Here is a 15,120-nt window from a genome sequence, read left to right as displayed (position 1 = left end):
CCCATGGGCACACCGCACGACCCGTACCCGGCCGGCACCGACCAGGACGGCGCCCCGGCCGTCCGCGTCACCGTCCGCACCGCCGACCGCATGCGTGAGCTGGGGCGGCGGCTGGCGACGCTGCTGACCCCCGGCGACCTGGTCCTGCTCACCGGCGACCTCGGCGCGGGCAAGACCACCCTCACCCGCGGCCTCGGCGAGGGCCTGGGTGTGCGCGGCGCGGTCACCTCGCCGACCTTCGTGATAGCGCGGGTGCACCCCTCCCTCACCGGCGGCCCGGCCCTGGTCCACGTGGACGCCTACCGGCTCGGCGGCGGCCTGGACGAGATGGAGGACCTGGACCTGGACGTCTCGCTGCCCGAGTCCGTGGTGGTCGTCGAGTGGGGCGAGGGCAAGGTCGAGGACCTCGCCGACGCCCGGCTCCAGGTGGTGATCGGCCGCGAACCGGTCGGCGACCCGGACGCGGGCGAAGGCGCGGACGGCGTGCGCGAGGTGACCGTCACCGGCATCGGCCCGCGCTGGGCGGGCGAGGACCTGAGCGTTCTGGTGCGCTGAGCCGGCGATCGGGCAGTGCGTTCAGGCCGCGTCGCGGTCCGGCGCCGGCCGTCGTCCGTCCGCGGCGCCGGCCTGCTCCGGTCCGGCCTGCTCCTGTCCAACCTGCTCCGCGGCGTCGTCGTCGGCCGTCGGGGGCGTGGAGACCGTACGGGCAGCGGCACAGGCGGCGAGCACGGCACCGACCGACGGTGTGCTGGGCGCCTGGTCGTGGGGCTCGTGAGCCGAGGTGGCCGACATGCGTGCCTCCCGGTGCGGGGGGAAGTTAGGCAGCCCTTACCTGAGTGCCTGCATCAAGCAGACCACGACGGACCGCCTCTCCGCAACATCTTCCCGACACACTGTCGGCGCATACCCCGGTTCGAGTGAATCCCCACGCCTCGGGGAAAGCGCCGCAGGCCGGCGCTAGGCGGTCTCGTTTGGATCAGCGAGCGGACCAGAGGAAGATGCCTGCGATGTGGAGTCCGGCCAGGTAGATGGTCGCGGTCTTGTCGTAGCGGGTGGCGATGCCGCGTCACTGCTTCAGGCGGTTGATGCACCGCTCGACGGTGTTGCGTTGCTTGTATGCCTCCCGGTCGAAGCCTGGTGGTCTGCCACCGGCTTGTCCGCGCCGCCTGCGGTTGGCCTGCTGGTCGGCCCGTTCCGGGATCACCGCTGTGATGCCGCGTCTGCGCAGGTGGTCGCGGATTGCGCGGGAGGAGTACGCCTTGTCGGCCAGGACCACGTCGGGTCTGGTGCGCGGCCGCCCGAGAGGGCGGGGAACCCGCAGGCGGTCCATCACCAGCGGGAAGGCCGGTGCGTCACCGGCCTGGCCCGCGGTCACGACGAAGGCCAGGGGCCGGCAGTTCCCGTCAGCGGCGAGGTGGACCTTGGTGGTCAGTCCGCCGCGGGACCGGCCGATGGCGTGATCGTCCGGCTCGCCGGCCGGGACCCCCTTTTGCGGGCCCCGGCCGCGTGCTGGTGGGCACGCACGATCGTGGAGTCCACCGAGACCGCCCAGTCCAGGTCCTCATCGGCGTCGGCCTGAGCCACCAGGGCGGTGAACACCCGCTCCCAGGTGCCGTCCAGGGCCCACATCCGCAGCCGGTTGTAGACACCCCGCCAGTTCCCGTACTTCTCCGGCAGGTGCACCCACTGCGACCCTGTCTGGAACTTGAAGGCGATCGCATCGATCACCTCACGGTGATCCCGCCACCGCCCACCCCGCCTGGGCGTCCGGTCAGGCAACAACGGCTCGATCCGCGCCCACTGCGCATCACTTAACGGCACACCAGAACCAACGATCAGACGATCTAAACGAAACGGCCTAGGGCACGACCACCACGAGTGCGTCGATCATCGCCCGTTCCCACACCGCCTCCGCGTCCGCCCGCGTGGCGCGGATCGCGCCGGTGCGGCGGGCCGGGGCCGGGCCCGGGGCCGGGGGAGCGGTGGAGCCGGCCGCCGTCGCGCTGAAGCCGATGTTCGTATCGCCCGTCCGAGCGAAAAGCACCACGTGCTCGACCTTCGTGCCGTCGCCGCCGCGCCCGGCGATCCGGCGCGCGAAGACCTTGTGCGTGCCGAGCGCCGGCAGCGGCGCGCTGCCGGTCACCGGGAAGGTGCGGGTCACCGCGCCGCTCGGGCCGACCAGCCACACGCGGCCGCCGGACAGGCTGTAGACGACCCGCTCGCCGGTGCCGGAGTGCGCGGGCAGCCCGGTGCCGCGGTGGACGAGGCCGGCGCCGCGGCCCGCGCCCAGCTGGGTGGAGCCGGGCGCGATGCCGCCCGCCGAGCCGGCCGCCTGGAGGGCGAGCACGCCGACCGTGCCGAGGGCCGCCGCGAGCAGCCCGCTGACCAGGGTGCGGGAGGTGATCGAGACCACGGTGTCCTCCGCCGACGCGAGCCCCGAGGATGATGACCCCATTTCATATGAAATGACACGGAAATGCCTCGCGCCCGTCGGTGACAGCGGCGCGGCCCTCCGCACCGTCGGCCCCGCCGCGCGCCGTAGGCTGGGTGCGTGCTCCTGCTTGCCTTCGACACCGCCACCCCGGCCGTGACCGCCGCCCTGCACGACGGGGAGCGGGTGCTCGCCGAATCCACCGAGGTGGACGCGCGCCGGCACGGTGAGCTGCTGATCCCCGCCGTCGACCGGGTCATGGCGACCGCCGGCCGTACGCTCGCCGAACTCACCGGCGTCGTGGTCGGCGTCGGCCCGGGCCCGTACACCGGACTGCGGGTCGGGCTGGTGACCGCGGCGGCCTTCGGCGACTCCCTCGACATCCCCGTGCACGGCGTGTGCACCCTCGACGGCCTGGCCTGGGCGGCCGGCCAGGGCGGGCTCGACGGCCCGTTCGTGGTGGCCACCGACGCCCGCCGCAAGGAGGTCTACTGGGCGCGGTACGACGGCCCCGGCCGGCGCGTCACCGAACCCGCCGTGGACCGCCCGGCCGACATCGCGACCGCGGTCGACGGCCTGCCCGCGGTCGGCGCCGGAGCCGCGCTCTACCCCGAGGTCTTCACCGGCCGGCCGCACGGGCCGGCCCACCAGTCGGCCGGCGCCCTGGCCGCCCTCGCGGCCCGCCGGCTGGCCGACGGCGTGCCCTTCGAACCGCCGCTGCCGCTCTACCTGCGCCGCCCCGACGCCCAGGTGCCGGCCGGCTACAAGGCGGTCCTGCCGAAGTGACCGGACCTGCCGACGCGACGGGACCGGGCCGCACCGCGGGCCCGGACCGGCCCGTGCTGCGGGAAATGCGCTGGTGGGACATGGACGCCGTGCTCGACCTGGAATACGACCTCTTTCCCGAGGACGCCTGGTCGCGCGGCATGTTCTGGTCCGAACTGGCCGACACCCGGCACCCCGGCGGCACCCGCACGTACCTGGTGGCCGAGACGCCGGACGGGCGGATCGTGGGGTACGCCGGGCTCGCCGCCGTCTCCGGCACCGGCGACGTGCAGACCATCGCCACCGCCCGCGACCACTGGGGTACGGGCCTGGGCGCGGCCCTGCTGACCGCCCTGCTGCGCGCCGCGACCGCCGCCGAGTGCCACGAGGTGCTGCTGGAGGTCCGGGTCGACAACGCCCGCGCCCAGCGGCTCTACCAGCGGTTCGGCTTCGAGCCCATCGGCGTGCGCCGCGGCTACTACCAGCCCGGCAACGTGGACGCGCTGGTCATGCGGCTCGGCGACCCGGCCGCGGCGACCCCGGCGGACGTGCTCGTCGCGGAGGTGCCCGTGGCGGATATCGCACCGGCCGTCGTGCGGGAGAGCGCCCAGCCGGAGGGCGCCCCGGAAGACGTGCACGAAGACGACGTACAGGAAGACGTACAGGAAACAGGGACCCATGGCTGACGAACCCCTTGTGCTGGGCATCGAGACCTCGTGCGACGAGACCGGGGTCGGCATCGTGCGCGGGCACACCCTGCTGGCCGACGCGATCGCCTCCAGCGTGGACGAGCACGCCCGGTACGGCGGCGTCGTGCCCGAGGTGGCCAGCCGGGCGCACCTGGAGGCGATGGTCCCGACCATCCGGCGCGCGCTGAAGCAGGCCGGCGTCAGCGCCCGCGACCTGGACGGCATCGCGGTGACCGCAGGGCCCGGCCTGGCCGGCGCGCTGCTGGTCGGCGTGTCCGCGGCCAAGGCGTACGCGTACGCGCTGGGCAAGCCGCTGTACGGCGTCAACCACCTGGCCTCGCACATCTGCGTCGACCAGCTCGAACACGGCGCGCTGCCCGAGCCCACGATGGCGCTGCTGGTCTCCGGCGGCCACTCCTCGCTGCTGCTCGCGCCCGACATCACCGGTGACGTCCGCCCGCTCGGCGCGACCATCGACGACGCGGCCGGCGAGGCGTTCGACAAGGTGGCCCGGGTGCTCGGGCTGGGCTTCCCCGGCGGCCCGGTGATCGACCGGTACGCGCGCGAGGGCGACCCGGCCGCGATCGCCTTCCCGCGCGGCCTGACCGGCGGCCGCGACCCGCTCTACGACTTCTCCTTCTCCGGCCTGAAGACCGCCGTCGCCCGCTGGGTGGAGGCCCGCCGCCGGGACGGCCACGAGGTGCCGGTCGCCGACGTCGCCGCGTCCTTCCAGGAGGCCGTGGTGGACGTGCTCACCCGCAAGGCGATCCGGGCCTGCAAGGACAACGGCGTGGACCACCTGATGATCGGCGGGGGAGTGGCCGCCAACTCCCGGCTGCGCTCGCTCGCCCTGGAGCGCTGCGAGGGCGCCGGCATCCGGCTGCGGGTGCCCCGGCCGGGCCTGTGCACCGACAACGGCGCCATGGTCGCCGCACTGGGCGCCGAGATGGTCGCCCGCGGCCGCGCCGCCTCCGCCTTCGACCTGCCCGCCGACTCCTCGCTCCCGCTCACCGAGGTGTCCGTGCCGGGCCTGCCGGCCCAGGCGCACCCCGGCCACGACGGCGGCCACGGCCACGCCCACGGCCGTGATCATGATCACTTGCACGAGCCGGTCAAGGGCAACCTGTACGGATGACCGTCACCCTCATGTGGGAAGCCGCCGCGGCCGACGGCCGTGGCCCCGACCTCCTCGCCTGGGCCAGGCGACAGGCCGTGACGCTGCCCGGGGAGCCGCGCCGCCGGGAGTTCCTGACCGCCCCGGGCGACCGTGTGCTGGTGATCACGTGGTGGGAAGCGCCGTATGATGCCGACCTGCCCGAACTTCCGGATCCCGACGCCGTTCTGATACGGCGCCCGGTGCACCGCTGGCGATTCGTCTCGGTCTCGGTGGAACCCGCGGGCTGAAATCCGCATCACCCAGGGTGAGCGCGCGGCCGGAGCCCACCCCCCACGGCCGCGCGCTCGTGACGGTCCGGCAAGGGCGCCGTACCGCACCGGCACCACCCGTGGCACCGCCCCGGTACCGGCTCCGTACCACCCCGTACCAGCAGCAAGGATCTCGCAGGCTTCCGCACGGCATCCCCGGGCGTTTCCGGCGCCCGGCACGCCCCGTACGCACAAAGACAGGGCTCACCCTCCATGCGCTCCACGCGTCCGACAGCGGTCCTTGTGGCCCTCATCGGTCTTCTGCTCCTCACCGGCTGCTCGGGGCTGTCCTCGCCGTCCGGCCCCGCGGCGCGCACCGGGCTCCAGGCCGAACGGGTGGGCGCGGCCACCAGGAGCACCGTGCGGCCGGTCATCCACCTCGCCCCGCGGACCGCGGCCCAGCGCGCGGCGGCCTTCCGCAAGTGGGGTGTCCCGCTGCTGCGGACCGCGCCCCGGCCGCCGGCGATGAAGACGGTACGGATGTCCGGCGGCGAGCTCCCGGTGATCAGCCACGTGCCGACCACGCAGAAGGTGGTCTTCCTCACCTTCGACGACGGCGTGGCCAAGGACCCGCAGTTCGTGCGCATGATGACCGACTTGCGGCTGCCGTTCACGATGTTCCTGACCGACGACTTCATCAAGGACGACTACGGCTACTTCACGCCGCTGAGCGAGCTCGGCAACTCCGTCGAGAACCACACCCTCACCCACCCCGACCTGCGCCTGAAGACCCCGGCCGAGCAGCGGCAGGAGATCTGCGGCCAGCAGGACAGGCTCACCGCGGAGTACGGCACCCGGCCCGGCCTGTTCCGCCCGCCCTACGGCGTCTTCACCGCCGAGACCCGCGCCGCCGCCCAGTCCTGCGGCGGGATCCGGGCCGTCGTGCTGTGGCGCGAGACCATGATGATCAAGTCGGTCGTCTTCCCCCGGGGCAGCGGGCGGCACTTCCGGCCCGGCGACATCGTGCTGGCCCACTTCCGCACCCCGGCCCAGCTCAAGGGCGAGGAGACCCTGACCCAGATGACCGCCATCCTGCTGCGCGAGATCGCCCGTCAGGGCTACACCGTGGGCCGCTTGGAGGACTACGTCTGACCGGCTGTGTCCGACCGGCCGTCAGGAATCCGGTCAACCGGCCGTCAGGAGCCGGTCAGCGGCTGCCCGATGAGCATCGAGGGCGCCCCCGCCACCCGGGTCAGGAACACCGTCGCCCGGTGCGGCCCCTGCGGCCGGACCCGGCGCCGTACCTCCTCCGGCTCCACCGCCGAGCCGCGCTTCTTGACCGTGAGCACGCCCACCCCGCGCTCCCGCAGCAGCGCCTTGAGCCGCTTGAGCCCGAACGGCAGCACATCGGTGATCTCGTACGGGGTCGCGTACGCGGTCGGGCGCGCCTCGTCGGCCGTCACGTACGCGATGGACGCGTCGATCAGCCCGCCGCCGAGCTCCTCGGCCACCGCGGCCACCAGGTGGGCGCGCACCACCGCGCCGTCCGGCTCGTAGAGGAACCGCCCCACCGGCCGTATCGGGGGCGCGGGCGGCGGCACGGCGGCCGTCAGCCGCGCGCCCGACGGCAGCAGGGTGGCGCCCTTGGCGCCGGGCGCGGTGCCGAACCACAGCGCGGCCTCCTTCACGTCCCCGTGGTCCGAGACCCACTCGGCCTCCGCGTCCTGCGGCACCGCCTCGTGCGGGATGCCCGGCGCCACCTTCACCGCCGCGTACGGCGCCGTACGGGCGGCGGCCAGCGCCCACGACAACGGCGGCTCGTACGCCTCCGGGTCGAACGTCCGGCCGCGCCCGGTGCGGCGCGCGGGGTCCGCGAACACCGCGTCGTACCCGGCGGTCTGCGTCTGCATCACGTCCGCGCGGCGCACCTCGATCAGGTCCGCCAGCCCCAGCGAGATGGCGTTCGCCCGGGCGACCGCCACGGTCAGCGGGTCCCGGTCCACGGCCACCACCGCGATGCCGGCCCGTGCGAGGGCGAGCGCGTCGCCCCCGATCCCGCCGCACAGGTCCAGGACGCGGCGTGCGCCCAGGGCGGCGAACCGCGCGGCCCGGTGCTCGGCCACGGCCCTGCGGGTCGCCTGCTCCACCCCGTTCGGGGTGAAGTACATCCGTGCGGCGTCCGGCCCGAACTTCGCTGCCGCCCTCTGCCGCAGGCGCCCTTGGGCCATGGCCGCCGCCACCAGGCCCGGCTCGTACCTCTTGCGCAGCCTCGTCGCGGCCGCCAGCTCGTCCTCGGGCCCGAGGTCCCGTACCTCCTCCAGCAGCTCCTGGCCCGCCGGCCCCAGCAGCGCCTCGATGTCCTCGACGTTCACCGGGCCATTGTGGCGGAGTGGAATCGCTTCGGGTTCGCCCGGTGGAACCCTCGCGGGTGAACGGTGAACACCCCTCGGGGACGCGCTTGGCACTCCGCTTGACCGAGTGCTAAGACCGCCCTAGTCTCGGGTCTGGCACTCGACTGCGTTGAGTGCCAACAGACAGCGACGGGCAGGTCCGGCACCCGCGACGACGGGCCTACCAGGTCGCCGACCCTGACAGACACTCCCGTGAGCCCTTTGAAGGGGGAGGTCGGATCGTGACGACCGCCAGCACCAAGGTTGCCATCAAGCCGCTTGAGGACCGCATCGTGGTCCAGCCGCTCGACGCCGAGCAGACCACGGCCTCCGGCCTGGTCATCCCGGACACCGCCAAGGAGAAGCCCCAGGAGGGCGTCGTCCTGGCCGTCGGCCCGGGCCGCGTCGAGGACGGCAAGCGCGTGGAGCTCGACGTGGCCGTGGGCGACGTCGTTCTCTACAGCAAGTACGGCGGCACCGAGGTCAAGTACAACAACGAGGAGTACCTCGTTCTCTCGGCGCGCGACGTTCTCGCCATCATCGAGAAGTAGGCCTCGGTTCCACCGCAGCCTGATCCCGCCCCGGGTTGCCCGAGTCCTACCAGGCCGGGCCCGGGGCGGTGTCTTTGCCGTCCTCTGGCCGTCGCCCGCCGTCCCGGCGCGGGTGCCACGGGCGGTCGGCGCACCGCATCCGACGAGTAGACGAAGGTAGTTCACAAGGCAATGGCCAAGATCCTGAAGTTCGACGAGGACGCCCGTCGCGCCCTTGAGCGCGGCGTCAACAAGCTCGCCGACACCGTCAAGGTGACCATCGGCCCCAAGGGCCGCAACGTCGTCATCGACAAGAAGTTCGGCGCCCCGACCATCACCAACGACGGCGTGACCATCGCCCGTGAGGTGGAGATCGAGGACCCCTACGAGAACCTGGGCGCCCAGCTCGTCAAGGAGGTGGCGACCAAGACCAACGACATCGCGGGTGACGGCACCACCACCGCCACCGTGCTGGCCCAGGCGCTGGTTCGCGAGGGCCTGCGCAACGTGGCCGCCGGTGCCTCCCCGGCCGCCCTGAAGAAGGGCATCGACGCCGCCGTCAAGGCCGTCTCGGAGGAGCTGCTCACCACCGCCCGCGCCATCGAGGGCAAGGACGACATCGCCGCCGTCGCCGCGCTGTCCGCGCAGGACAAGCAGGTCGGCGAGCTGATCGCCGAGGCGATGGACAAGGTCGGCAAGGACGGTGTGATCACCGTCGAGGAGTCCAACACCTTCGGCCTGGAGTTGGCCTTCACCGAGGGCATGGCCTTCGACAAGGGCTACCTGTCGCCGTACTTCGTCACCGACCAGGAGCGGATGGAGGCCGTCCTCGACGACCCGTACATCCTGATCCACCAGGGCAAGATCGCCTCGATCGCCGAGCTGCTGCCGCTGCTGGAGAAGATCATCCAGGCCGGCGGGTCCAAGCCGCTGCTGATCATCGCCGAGGACGTCGAGGGCGAGGCCCTGTCCACCCTGGTCGTGAACAAGATCCGCGGCACCTTCAACGCGGTCGCGGTCAAGGCCCCCGGCTTCGGTGACCGCCGCAAGGCCATGCTGGGCGACATCGCCACGCTGACCGGCGCGACCGTCATCGCCGAGGAGGTCGGCCTCAAGCTCGAGCAGGCCGGTCTGGACCTGCTGGGCACCGCCCGCCGCGTCACCGTCACCAAGGACGACACCACGGTCGTGGACGGCGCCGGTGACAAGGCCGAGATCGAGGGCCGGGTCGGCCAGATCAAGGCGGAGATCGCCACCACCGACTCCGACTGGGACCGCGAGAAGCTCCAGGAGCGGCTGGCCAAGCTGGCCGGCGGCGTGTGCGTCATCAAGGTCGGCGCGGCCACCGAGGTCGAGCTGAAGGAGAAGAAGCACCGCCTGGAGGACGCGATCTCCGCGACCCGCGCGGCCGTCGAGGAGGGCATCGTCTCCGGCGGTGGCTCCGCTCTGGTCCACGCGGTCAAGGTGCTGGAGGGCAACCTCGGCAAGACCGGCGACGAGGCCACGGGTGTCGCGGTGGTCCGCCGCGCCGCCGTCGAGCCGCTGCGCTGGATCGCCGAGAACGCCGGCCTCGAGGGCTACGTGATCACCTCCAAGGTGGCCGAGCTCGACAAGGGCCACGGCTTCAACGCGGCCACCAGCGAGTACGGCGACCTGGTCAAGGCCGGCGTCATCGACCCGGTCAAGGTCACCCGTTCCGCCCTGGAGAACGCCGCCTCCATCGCCTCCCTGCTGCTGACCACGGAGACCCTGGTCGTGGAGAAGCAGGAGGAGGAGCCCGAGCCCGCCGCCGGCGGTCACGGTCACTCCCACTGACGCGTCACCCGTACCGCGCATCCGACTGCGCGCTCGGTACGAACGGCCGAGGCCCGGGCACCCCTCGCGGGGGTCGCCCGGGCCTCGGCCGTTTCCGGCTCCGTCCTCGCGCGGCTTTTTCGGCCGCGCGCAACAGCCCGGCGGAAGCGCTCAGTTGAGGTTCTTCGGGTCGAAGCGGCGTCCCGCCCGGGTGGAGACCGCGCCGAACACGCCCTCCGGCACGTGCCGGGCCAGCGCGGCGGCCACCTTGTAGCGGGGGTCGGGCACGCTGAGCGTCTTGCCGCGGGCCAGGTCGCGCAGTGCCGCCGCCACCACCTTGTCCGCGTCCAGCCAGGCCCAGGACGGGATGTTGGACGCCTTCATGCCGGCCCGCTGGTGGAACTCGGTGCGCACGAACCCCGGGCACAGCACCATGAACCGGATCCCGGAGCCGGCCAGGTCGTACGCCATGCTCTCGGTGAACCGCACCACCCACGCCTTGCTCGCCGAGTAGGTGCCGCGCGGCATGAAGGCCGCGACCGACGCCACGTTGATCACCGCCCCGCGGCCGCGCTCCCGCATGCCCGGGGCCGCCGCCGCGGTCGTACGCAGCACCGCCTCGCAGTGCAGCTTGAGCATCCGCAGCTCGTCGGCCATCGGGGTGTCCAGGAAGGAGCCGCCGTGGCCGAAGCCGGCGTTGTTGACCAGCAGGCGCACCGGCCGCCCGCCGTCCCGCAACCGGTCCTCGACCGCGGCGATCCCCTCGTCCTGCGCGAGGTCGGCGGGCAGCACCTCCACCGCTACGCCGTGCCGTGCCCGCAGCGCCTGCGCCGACTCGGTGAGCCGCTGCTCGTCGCGGGCGACCAGCACCAGGTCGTGCCCGTCGGCCGCCAGCCGCCGGGCGAACGCGGCGCCGATGCCCGCGGTGGCCCCTGTCACCAGTGAAGTGGTCATGCTCACACCCTAGGTGCTCGGTGTCACCCCACGGCTACGGCCTCGCGCCGCGCTCCAGCCGGCGCCGTACGGCCGCGCGGTCCTCCGCCGGGAGCGCCTCGACGTCCACCAGCAGCGGCAGCAGCTCCGGTTCCGTGGTCAGCGCCCGGAAGGACACGGCGACCGTGACCTCGTGGTCCGGCCGCCCCACCACCTCGATCCGGTCGCCCGGCGCGACCTCGCCCGGCTCGATCACCCGTAGATACGGCCCCGGGCGCGCGGCCCGGGTGAACGTGCGCAGCCAGCCCCGCTCGCCGAGCCAGCCGGCGAAGGTCACGCACGGGATGCGCGGGCACGACACCTCCAGGACGAGGCCGCCGCCGATCCGCCAGCGCTCGCCGATCAGCGCGGAGTTGACGTCGATGCCGGTGGTGGTGAGGTTCTCCCCGAACGAGCCGGCCCCGAACTCGCGGCCCAGCTCCCGCTCCCAGATGTCCAGGTCCTCCCGGGCGTAGGCGTACACGGCCTGGTCGGCGCCGCCGTGGTTCCTCACGTCGTACGCCCGGTCGCCGGCCAGACCCACCGCGCCCGTCCCCTTGGGACCCGGCGCGCTCACCCGGACCGGGCCGGCGACCGGGCGCTTGTCGATGCCGGTGGCCGCCAGGCCCTTCCACGGATTGGGGCGCGGGTGGCCGATGTTCACGCTGCTCACGAAGGCTTGTGCTGTCATGTCACCCCTGTTTCAGGTAGGGCGTCGTCACGCTCAGGGCGGCGAAGCCGAGGCGTTCCAGGATCGGGCGGCTGGTCTCGGCGGCGTCCACCTGGAGATAGCGCACGCCCAGCTCCTCCGCGGTACGCGCCCGGTGGGCGATCAGCGCGCGGTAGATGCCGCGTCCGCGCCACCGCGGGACCGTGCCGCCGCCCCACAGCCCGGCGAACTCCGTGCCCGGGTAGATCTCCATCCGGGCCGCGCTCACCGGCTCGTCGCCGGCCGCCGCCACGACCATCCGGATGCTCTCCGGGGAGCGCGCGACCTGGTCCAGCAACTGCTCGCGCAACGACGCCGCGCTCCTACCGAAGGCCGCCTCATGAACGCGGGTCAGCACCTCGACACCCTCCGTCCCCGTCACGACTTCCAGCCGGACCCCCTCCGGCGTCCGCAATTCCTTGTCCAGCGCGGCCACCTCCGCGACCATCAGCGTCTCCGGCTCCTCAGCCGTGAACCCCGCTCGCGCCAGCCGCTCCCCGAGATCCGCGGGCCGGTCGTGCGCGTACAGCTTCCACTCGTACTCCCGCCCCCGCCCCTCCGCCGACGCCAGCCACCCCAGCTCCCCCGCGATCGCGGCGTCCGCCCCCTCCTCGTCCAGCCCCGACCACAACACCCCCGTCCATCCGCCGACATGCCGTACGACCCCGCCCACCCGGTCCACCCGACCGCCGGCCTCCGGCACCGCATCGCGCCTGACCTGCGCGTCGAACTTCCCCAGCACCTCGTCCATGTCCATCCGCGCATTTCACCACCTTCCCTCCGCGAGGCTCCACGCATTTCCGGTGCGGCAACCCGCTCCCGGGCTCACCCGGAAGAAGTGCGGGCCTTTTCCAGGACGGTCAGGGTGCGGGCCACATCCGCTTCCGTGTTGTGGAGGTGGAAGGAGAAGCGGAGGAAGGAGGCGCGGGCGGAGAAGGTGAGGTGAGCGGAGGTGAGGAGGGCGGGGGCGGACGGGGGGAGGTCGGGGACGGAGACGATGGCGGAGGGGTGGGGGGAGGGGACGGGGGAGAAGCCGAGGGCGTGGAGACCGGTGCGGAAGAGGTCGGCGAGGCAGACGTCGTGGGCGTGGAGGGCGGGGACGCCGATCTCCTCGACGAGGGAGAGGGAGGCGGCGGCGCCGACGAAGGAAAGGTAGGCGGGGCGGGTGTCGAAGCGGCGGGCGCCGGGGGCGAGATGTGCGACGGGGCCGTAGCAGTCGGCCCAGGGGTCGTCCGCGGAGTACCAGCCGGCGAAGGCGGGGGAGAGGGTGTCCTCGGCGCCTTCACGGACCGTCAGGAAGCAGGCGCCGTGCGGCGTGAGCAGCCACTTGTAGCCGTGGCAGACCAGGTAGTCGTACGTGTCGGCCGGCACCGGCAGCCAGCCGACCGACTGGGTGCCGTCGATCAGGATCCGCGCCCCGTGGTGCCGGGCAGCCGCGGCGATCGCGGCCAGATCGGCCACCCGCCCGTCCGCGGACTGCGCCGCGCTGACCGCGACCAGCGCGGTGGAGGCGCGTACCGCCGCGGCCACTTCGGTCAGCGGCACGATCCGCAGGTCCAGCCCGCCGCGCCCGGCGAAGGGCTGCACCAGTGAGCTGAAGTCGTCCGCGGCGACCACCACCTCGGCGCCGTCCGGCAGTGCCGCCGCGATCAGGCCCACCGCCCCGGCCACGGTCGAGGCCAGCGCCACCCGCTCCACCGGCACCCCGGTGATCCGGGCGTACGCGGCCCGGCTCGCCGCGACCGCCTCCTCGTACACCGACACGTCCGGCCGTCCCGCGGCCCACGCGTCCAGCGCCCGCCGCAGCGCCGCGGAGGTACGGGCCGGCGGCAGCCCGAGCGTCGCCGTGTTGAGGTAGCCCTCGCCGACACCCGGGTACTCCGCCCGGCGGGCCGCCTCGATCGTGGCGGCGAGCCGGGAACCGGAACCGTAAGCGGAATCCGATGCGGGGCGGGAGGCCGGTCCCGGGCCGGCGGTGGCGCCCGGTTCGGCGGGGCCGGCGGTGAGTCCTTCTGCGCGTCCGTCCATGGCCCCAGCCTGACCCGCCCCCGCCTCCAAGTCCATCGCCGAACTCTGCCGGGTATCCCTAAGCATCGCTTATGGTTGGCGTATGTTCGAAGCTCGTCACCTACGGGTGCTGCGCTCGGTGGCCCGTACCGGCTCCTTCTCCGCCGCGGCCCGGGACCTGGGCTGCACCCAGCCGGCGGTCAGCCAGCAGATGAAGGCACTGGAGAGCGCCGCCGGCACCCCGCTGCTGGTCCGCGGCGCCCGCGAGATGCGGCTGACCGAGGCCGGCGAGGCACTGGTCCGGCACGCCACCGGCATCCTGGCCGGGCTCACCGCCGCCGAGGAGGAGATCGCCGCGATCGCGGGCCTGCGGGCCGGCCGGGTCCGGCTGGCGTCCTTCCCGTCCGGCAGCGCCACCCTGGTGCCGGACGCGGTCGCCGACATGCGCGAACGGCACCCCGGGACCAAGATCTCGCTGGTGGAGGCCGAGCCGCCGCGCTCGGTGGAGATGCTGCGGGCCGGCGACTGCGACATCACCCTCGCCTTCCGCTACGTGGACCTGCCGACCCCGGCCGAGGAGTCCTGGGCCGACCTGGTGGTCCGCCCGCTGCTCACCGACCGGCTGGTCGGCGTGGTGCCGCAGAACCACCCGCTGGCCGGGCGGGCCGACCCGGCCCGGATCGGGGAGTTCGCCGAGGAGCAGTGGATCGCCGGCTGCCCGCGCTGCCGGGGCCACCTGGTGGAGGTGTGTGAACGGGCCGGCTTCACCCCGCGGATCGACTTCGCCACCGACGACTACCCGGCGGTGGTCGGCCTGGTCGCGGCCGGGGTGGGCGTGGCGGTGCTGCCCGAACTGGCCCTGGAGTCGGTACGCGCCAAGGGCGTGGCCGTACTGGAGATGCAGCCGGCGGTGGAACGCGAGGTGGTGGCCCTGACCCTGCCGGACCTGGCCCATGTGCCGGCGGTGGACATGATGCTGGCGCGACTGGCCCGGGCGGGCCTGCGGCAGGCGCGGCGTACGGGGCTCGCGCGGCAGGCGGCGGCGGAGGGAGCCGGCGGCGTGGCGGCGGCCGGGCGCTGAGGCGGCCGGCCGCGGGCGGAGCGGGAGGAGCCGGAAAAGCGGGCGGAGCGCCCCCGGGTGTACGGCACCCCCGGAGGGATCGCTCAGAAGAATCGATTCTGCGGAAGCAGGAAACGGAATCCCGGCTCAGCGGCTGGGCGCGAGCCACGGCGCGCGGCCGGGGTGCGGCGCATGGTGGTCGTACTGCCCGCCGACCTCGTGCTCGCGGGCGTGACCGTGGGTGTGCTCGCGGGCCTGCTGGTGGCCCTGCTCGTAGACGTGTTCCCGGTCGGGCCCGTGATCCGGCCCGTCGGCCTGCCCGTAGTCCGCGTCGTAGTCCTGCTCGTATCCGTGCTCGTAGCCGTGATCGTCGTCGAGGTCGTACGCCCGGTGCTCGTGGTCGTACGG

General features: G+C 73.6%; 15 protein-coding genes and 2 pseudogenes. 9 read left to right on the top strand and 8 right to left on the bottom strand.

Annotated features, from left to right (window positions below; translation table 11 throughout):
• Nucleotides 1–3: 3 nt before the first annotated feature.
• Complete coding sequence (tsaE, locus tag ITX44_RS09360; protein ID WP_205356599.1) at nt 4–555, top strand: tRNA (adenosine(37)-N6)-threonylcarbamoyltransferase complex ATPase subunit type 1 TsaE; 552 nt, start codon at nt 4–6, stop codon at nt 553–555.
• A gap of 21 nt (nt 556–576) precedes the next feature.
• Here tsaE and ITX44_RS09355 read toward each other — a convergent pair whose 3' ends face one another.
• The 3 genes and pseudogenes from ITX44_RS09355 to ITX44_RS09345 form a co-directional block, all read right to left on the bottom strand.
• Complete coding sequence (locus tag ITX44_RS09355; protein ID WP_205356804.1) at nt 577–792, bottom strand: hypothetical protein; 216 nt, start codon at nt 790–792, stop codon at nt 577–579.
• 184 nt (nt 793–976) lie between these two features.
• Nucleotides 977–1,836: pseudogene (locus ITX44_RS09350) on the bottom strand (IS5 family transposase).
• Between the two features lie 22 nt (nt 1,837–1,858).
• Nucleotides 1,859–2,455, bottom strand: coding sequence for a hypothetical protein (locus tag ITX44_RS09345; RefSeq protein WP_205356598.1), 597 nt, complete (start codon nt 2,453–2,455; stop codon nt 1,859–1,861).
• A gap of 96 nt (nt 2,456–2,551) precedes the next feature.
• On the opposite strand from ITX44_RS09345, the gene tsaB reads away from it, so the two are divergent.
• From tsaB to ITX44_RS09320, 5 genes and pseudogenes are all read left to right on the top strand, one after another.
• Entirely contained in the window at nt 2,552–3,217 is a 666-nt protein-coding gene (tsaB, locus tag ITX44_RS09340; RefSeq protein ID WP_205356597.1) for a tRNA (adenosine(37)-N6)-threonylcarbamoyltransferase complex dimerization subunit type 1 TsaB, read from the top strand.
• A gap of 65 nt (nt 3,218–3,282) precedes the next feature.
• Nucleotides 3,283–3,732 (top strand): annotated as a pseudogene (gene rimI / locus ITX44_RS09335) (ribosomal protein S18-alanine N-acetyltransferase); the annotation flags it as partial.
• A 142-nt stretch (nt 3,733–3,874) separates the two neighbouring features.
• Nucleotides 3,875–5,020 carry a tRNA (adenosine(37)-N6)-threonylcarbamoyltransferase complex transferase subunit TsaD gene (tsaD, locus tag ITX44_RS09330; RefSeq protein ID WP_205356596.1) on the top strand — a complete coding sequence of 382 codons (1,146 nt, stop codon included), beginning with the start codon at nt 3,875–3,877 and terminating at the stop codon, nt 5,018–5,020.
• Complete coding sequence (locus ITX44_RS09325) at nt 5,017–5,289, top strand: hypothetical protein (protein ID WP_205356595.1); 273 nt, start codon at nt 5,017–5,019, stop codon at nt 5,287–5,289. Before tsaD ends, ITX44_RS09325 begins: the two co-directional genes overlap by 4 nt.
• A 234-nt stretch (nt 5,290–5,523) precedes the next feature.
• Nucleotides 5,524–6,402, top strand: coding sequence for a polysaccharide deacetylase family protein (locus ITX44_RS09320; protein ID WP_205356594.1), 879 nt, complete (start codon nt 5,524–5,526; stop codon nt 6,400–6,402).
• Between the two features lie 44 nt (nt 6,403–6,446).
• On the opposite strand, the gene ITX44_RS09315 is transcribed toward ITX44_RS09320, so the two are convergent.
• Entirely contained in the window at nt 6,447–7,622 is a 1,176-nt protein-coding gene (locus ITX44_RS09315) for a THUMP-like domain-containing protein (protein WP_205356593.1), read from the bottom strand.
• A 260-nt stretch (nt 7,623–7,882) separates the two neighbouring features.
• Here ITX44_RS09315 and groES point away from each other — a divergent pair, with 260 nt between their 5' ends.
• Both groES and groL read left to right on the top strand, forming a co-directional pair.
• A complete protein-coding gene (gene groES, locus ITX44_RS09310; RefSeq protein ID WP_205356592.1) occupies nt 7,883–8,191 on the top strand; it encodes a co-chaperone GroES in 309 nt (102 codons plus the stop codon).
• Between the two features lie 171 nt (nt 8,192–8,362).
• The gene (gene groL / locus ITX44_RS09305) at nt 8,363–9,985 is read left to right on the top strand and encodes a chaperonin GroEL (protein WP_205356591.1); all 1,623 of its coding nucleotides are present in this window, start codon (nt 8,363–8,365) and stop codon (nt 9,983–9,985) included.
• 150 nt (nt 9,986–10,135) lie between these two features.
• On the opposite strand, the gene ITX44_RS09300 is transcribed toward groL, so the two are convergent.
• From ITX44_RS09300 to ITX44_RS09285, 4 genes are all read right to left on the bottom strand, one after another.
• On the bottom strand, nt 10,136–10,918 hold the full coding sequence (locus ITX44_RS09300) for an SDR family NAD(P)-dependent oxidoreductase (RefSeq protein WP_205356590.1): 783 nt from the start codon (nt 10,916–10,918) through the stop codon (nt 10,136–10,138).
• 34 nt (nt 10,919–10,952) lie between these two features.
• Entirely contained in the window at nt 10,953–11,627 is a 675-nt protein-coding gene (locus tag ITX44_RS09295) for an MOSC domain-containing protein (protein WP_205356589.1), read from the bottom strand.
• A 1-nt stretch (nt 11,628) separates the two neighbouring features.
• Complete coding sequence (locus ITX44_RS09290) at nt 11,629–12,402, bottom strand: GNAT family N-acetyltransferase (RefSeq protein ID WP_205356588.1); 774 nt, start codon at nt 12,400–12,402, stop codon at nt 11,629–11,631.
• 68 nt (nt 12,403–12,470) lie between these two features.
• Nucleotides 12,471–13,673, bottom strand: a complete 1,203-nt coding sequence (locus ITX44_RS09285; RefSeq protein WP_205356587.1) for an aminotransferase class V-fold PLP-dependent enzyme — start codon at nt 13,671–13,673, stop codon at nt 12,471–12,473.
• An 82-nt stretch (nt 13,674–13,755) separates the two neighbouring features.
• Between ITX44_RS09285 and ITX44_RS09280 the strand changes: the two genes are divergently transcribed.
• A complete protein-coding gene (locus ITX44_RS09280; protein ID WP_205356586.1) occupies nt 13,756–14,733 on the top strand; it encodes a LysR family transcriptional regulator in 978 nt (325 codons plus the stop codon).
• Nucleotides 14,734–15,120 lie beyond the last annotated feature (387 nt).

This window comes from Actinacidiphila acididurans, assembly GCF_016918855.1.
Taxonomy (GTDB): Bacteria; Actinomycetota; Actinomycetes; order Streptomycetales; family Streptomycetaceae; genus Actinacidiphila; species Actinacidiphila acididurans.
This window is presented reverse-complemented; position numbering and strand designations above follow the sequence as displayed.

Bases quoted from the DNA above. Each gene is read 5' to 3' on its own strand.
- ITX44_RS09320 (WP_205356594.1), top strand. From the start codon at position 5,524: ATGCGCTCCACGCGTCCGACAGCGGTCCTTGTGGCCCTCATCGGTCTT.
- ITX44_RS09355 (WP_205356804.1), bottom strand. From the start codon at position 792: ATGTCGGCCACCTCGGCTCACGAGCCCCACGACCAGGCGCCCAGCACA.
- ITX44_RS09285 (WP_205356587.1), bottom strand. From the start codon at position 13,673: ATGGACGGACGCGCAGAAGGACTCACCGCCGGCCCCGCCGAACCGGGC.
- tsaE (WP_205356599.1), top strand. From the start codon at position 4: ATGGGCACACCGCACGACCCGTACCCGGCCGGCACCGACCAGGACGGC.
- ITX44_RS09300 (WP_205356590.1), bottom strand. From the start codon at position 10,918: ATGACCACTTCACTGGTGACAGGGGCCACCGCGGGCATCGGCGCCGCG.
- ITX44_RS09290 (WP_205356588.1), bottom strand. From the start codon at position 12,402: ATGGACATGGACGAGGTGCTGGGGAAGTTCGACGCGCAGGTCAGGCGC.
- ITX44_RS09295 (WP_205356589.1), bottom strand. From the start codon at position 11,627: ATGACAGCACAAGCCTTCGTGAGCAGCGTGAACATCGGCCACCCGCGC.
- ITX44_RS09280 (WP_205356586.1), top strand. From the start codon at position 13,756: ATGTTCGAAGCTCGTCACCTACGGGTGCTGCGCTCGGTGGCCCGTACC.
- ITX44_RS09345 (WP_205356598.1), bottom strand. From the start codon at position 2,455: ATGGGGTCATCATCCTCGGGGCTCGCGTCGGCGGAGGACACCGTGGTC.
- ITX44_RS09325 (WP_205356595.1), top strand. From the start codon at position 5,017: ATGACCGTCACCCTCATGTGGGAAGCCGCCGCGGCCGACGGCCGTGGC.
- tsaD (WP_205356596.1), top strand. From the start codon at position 3,875: ATGGCTGACGAACCCCTTGTGCTGGGCATCGAGACCTCGTGCGACGAG.
- groL (WP_205356591.1), top strand. From the start codon at position 8,363: ATGGCCAAGATCCTGAAGTTCGACGAGGACGCCCGTCGCGCCCTTGAG.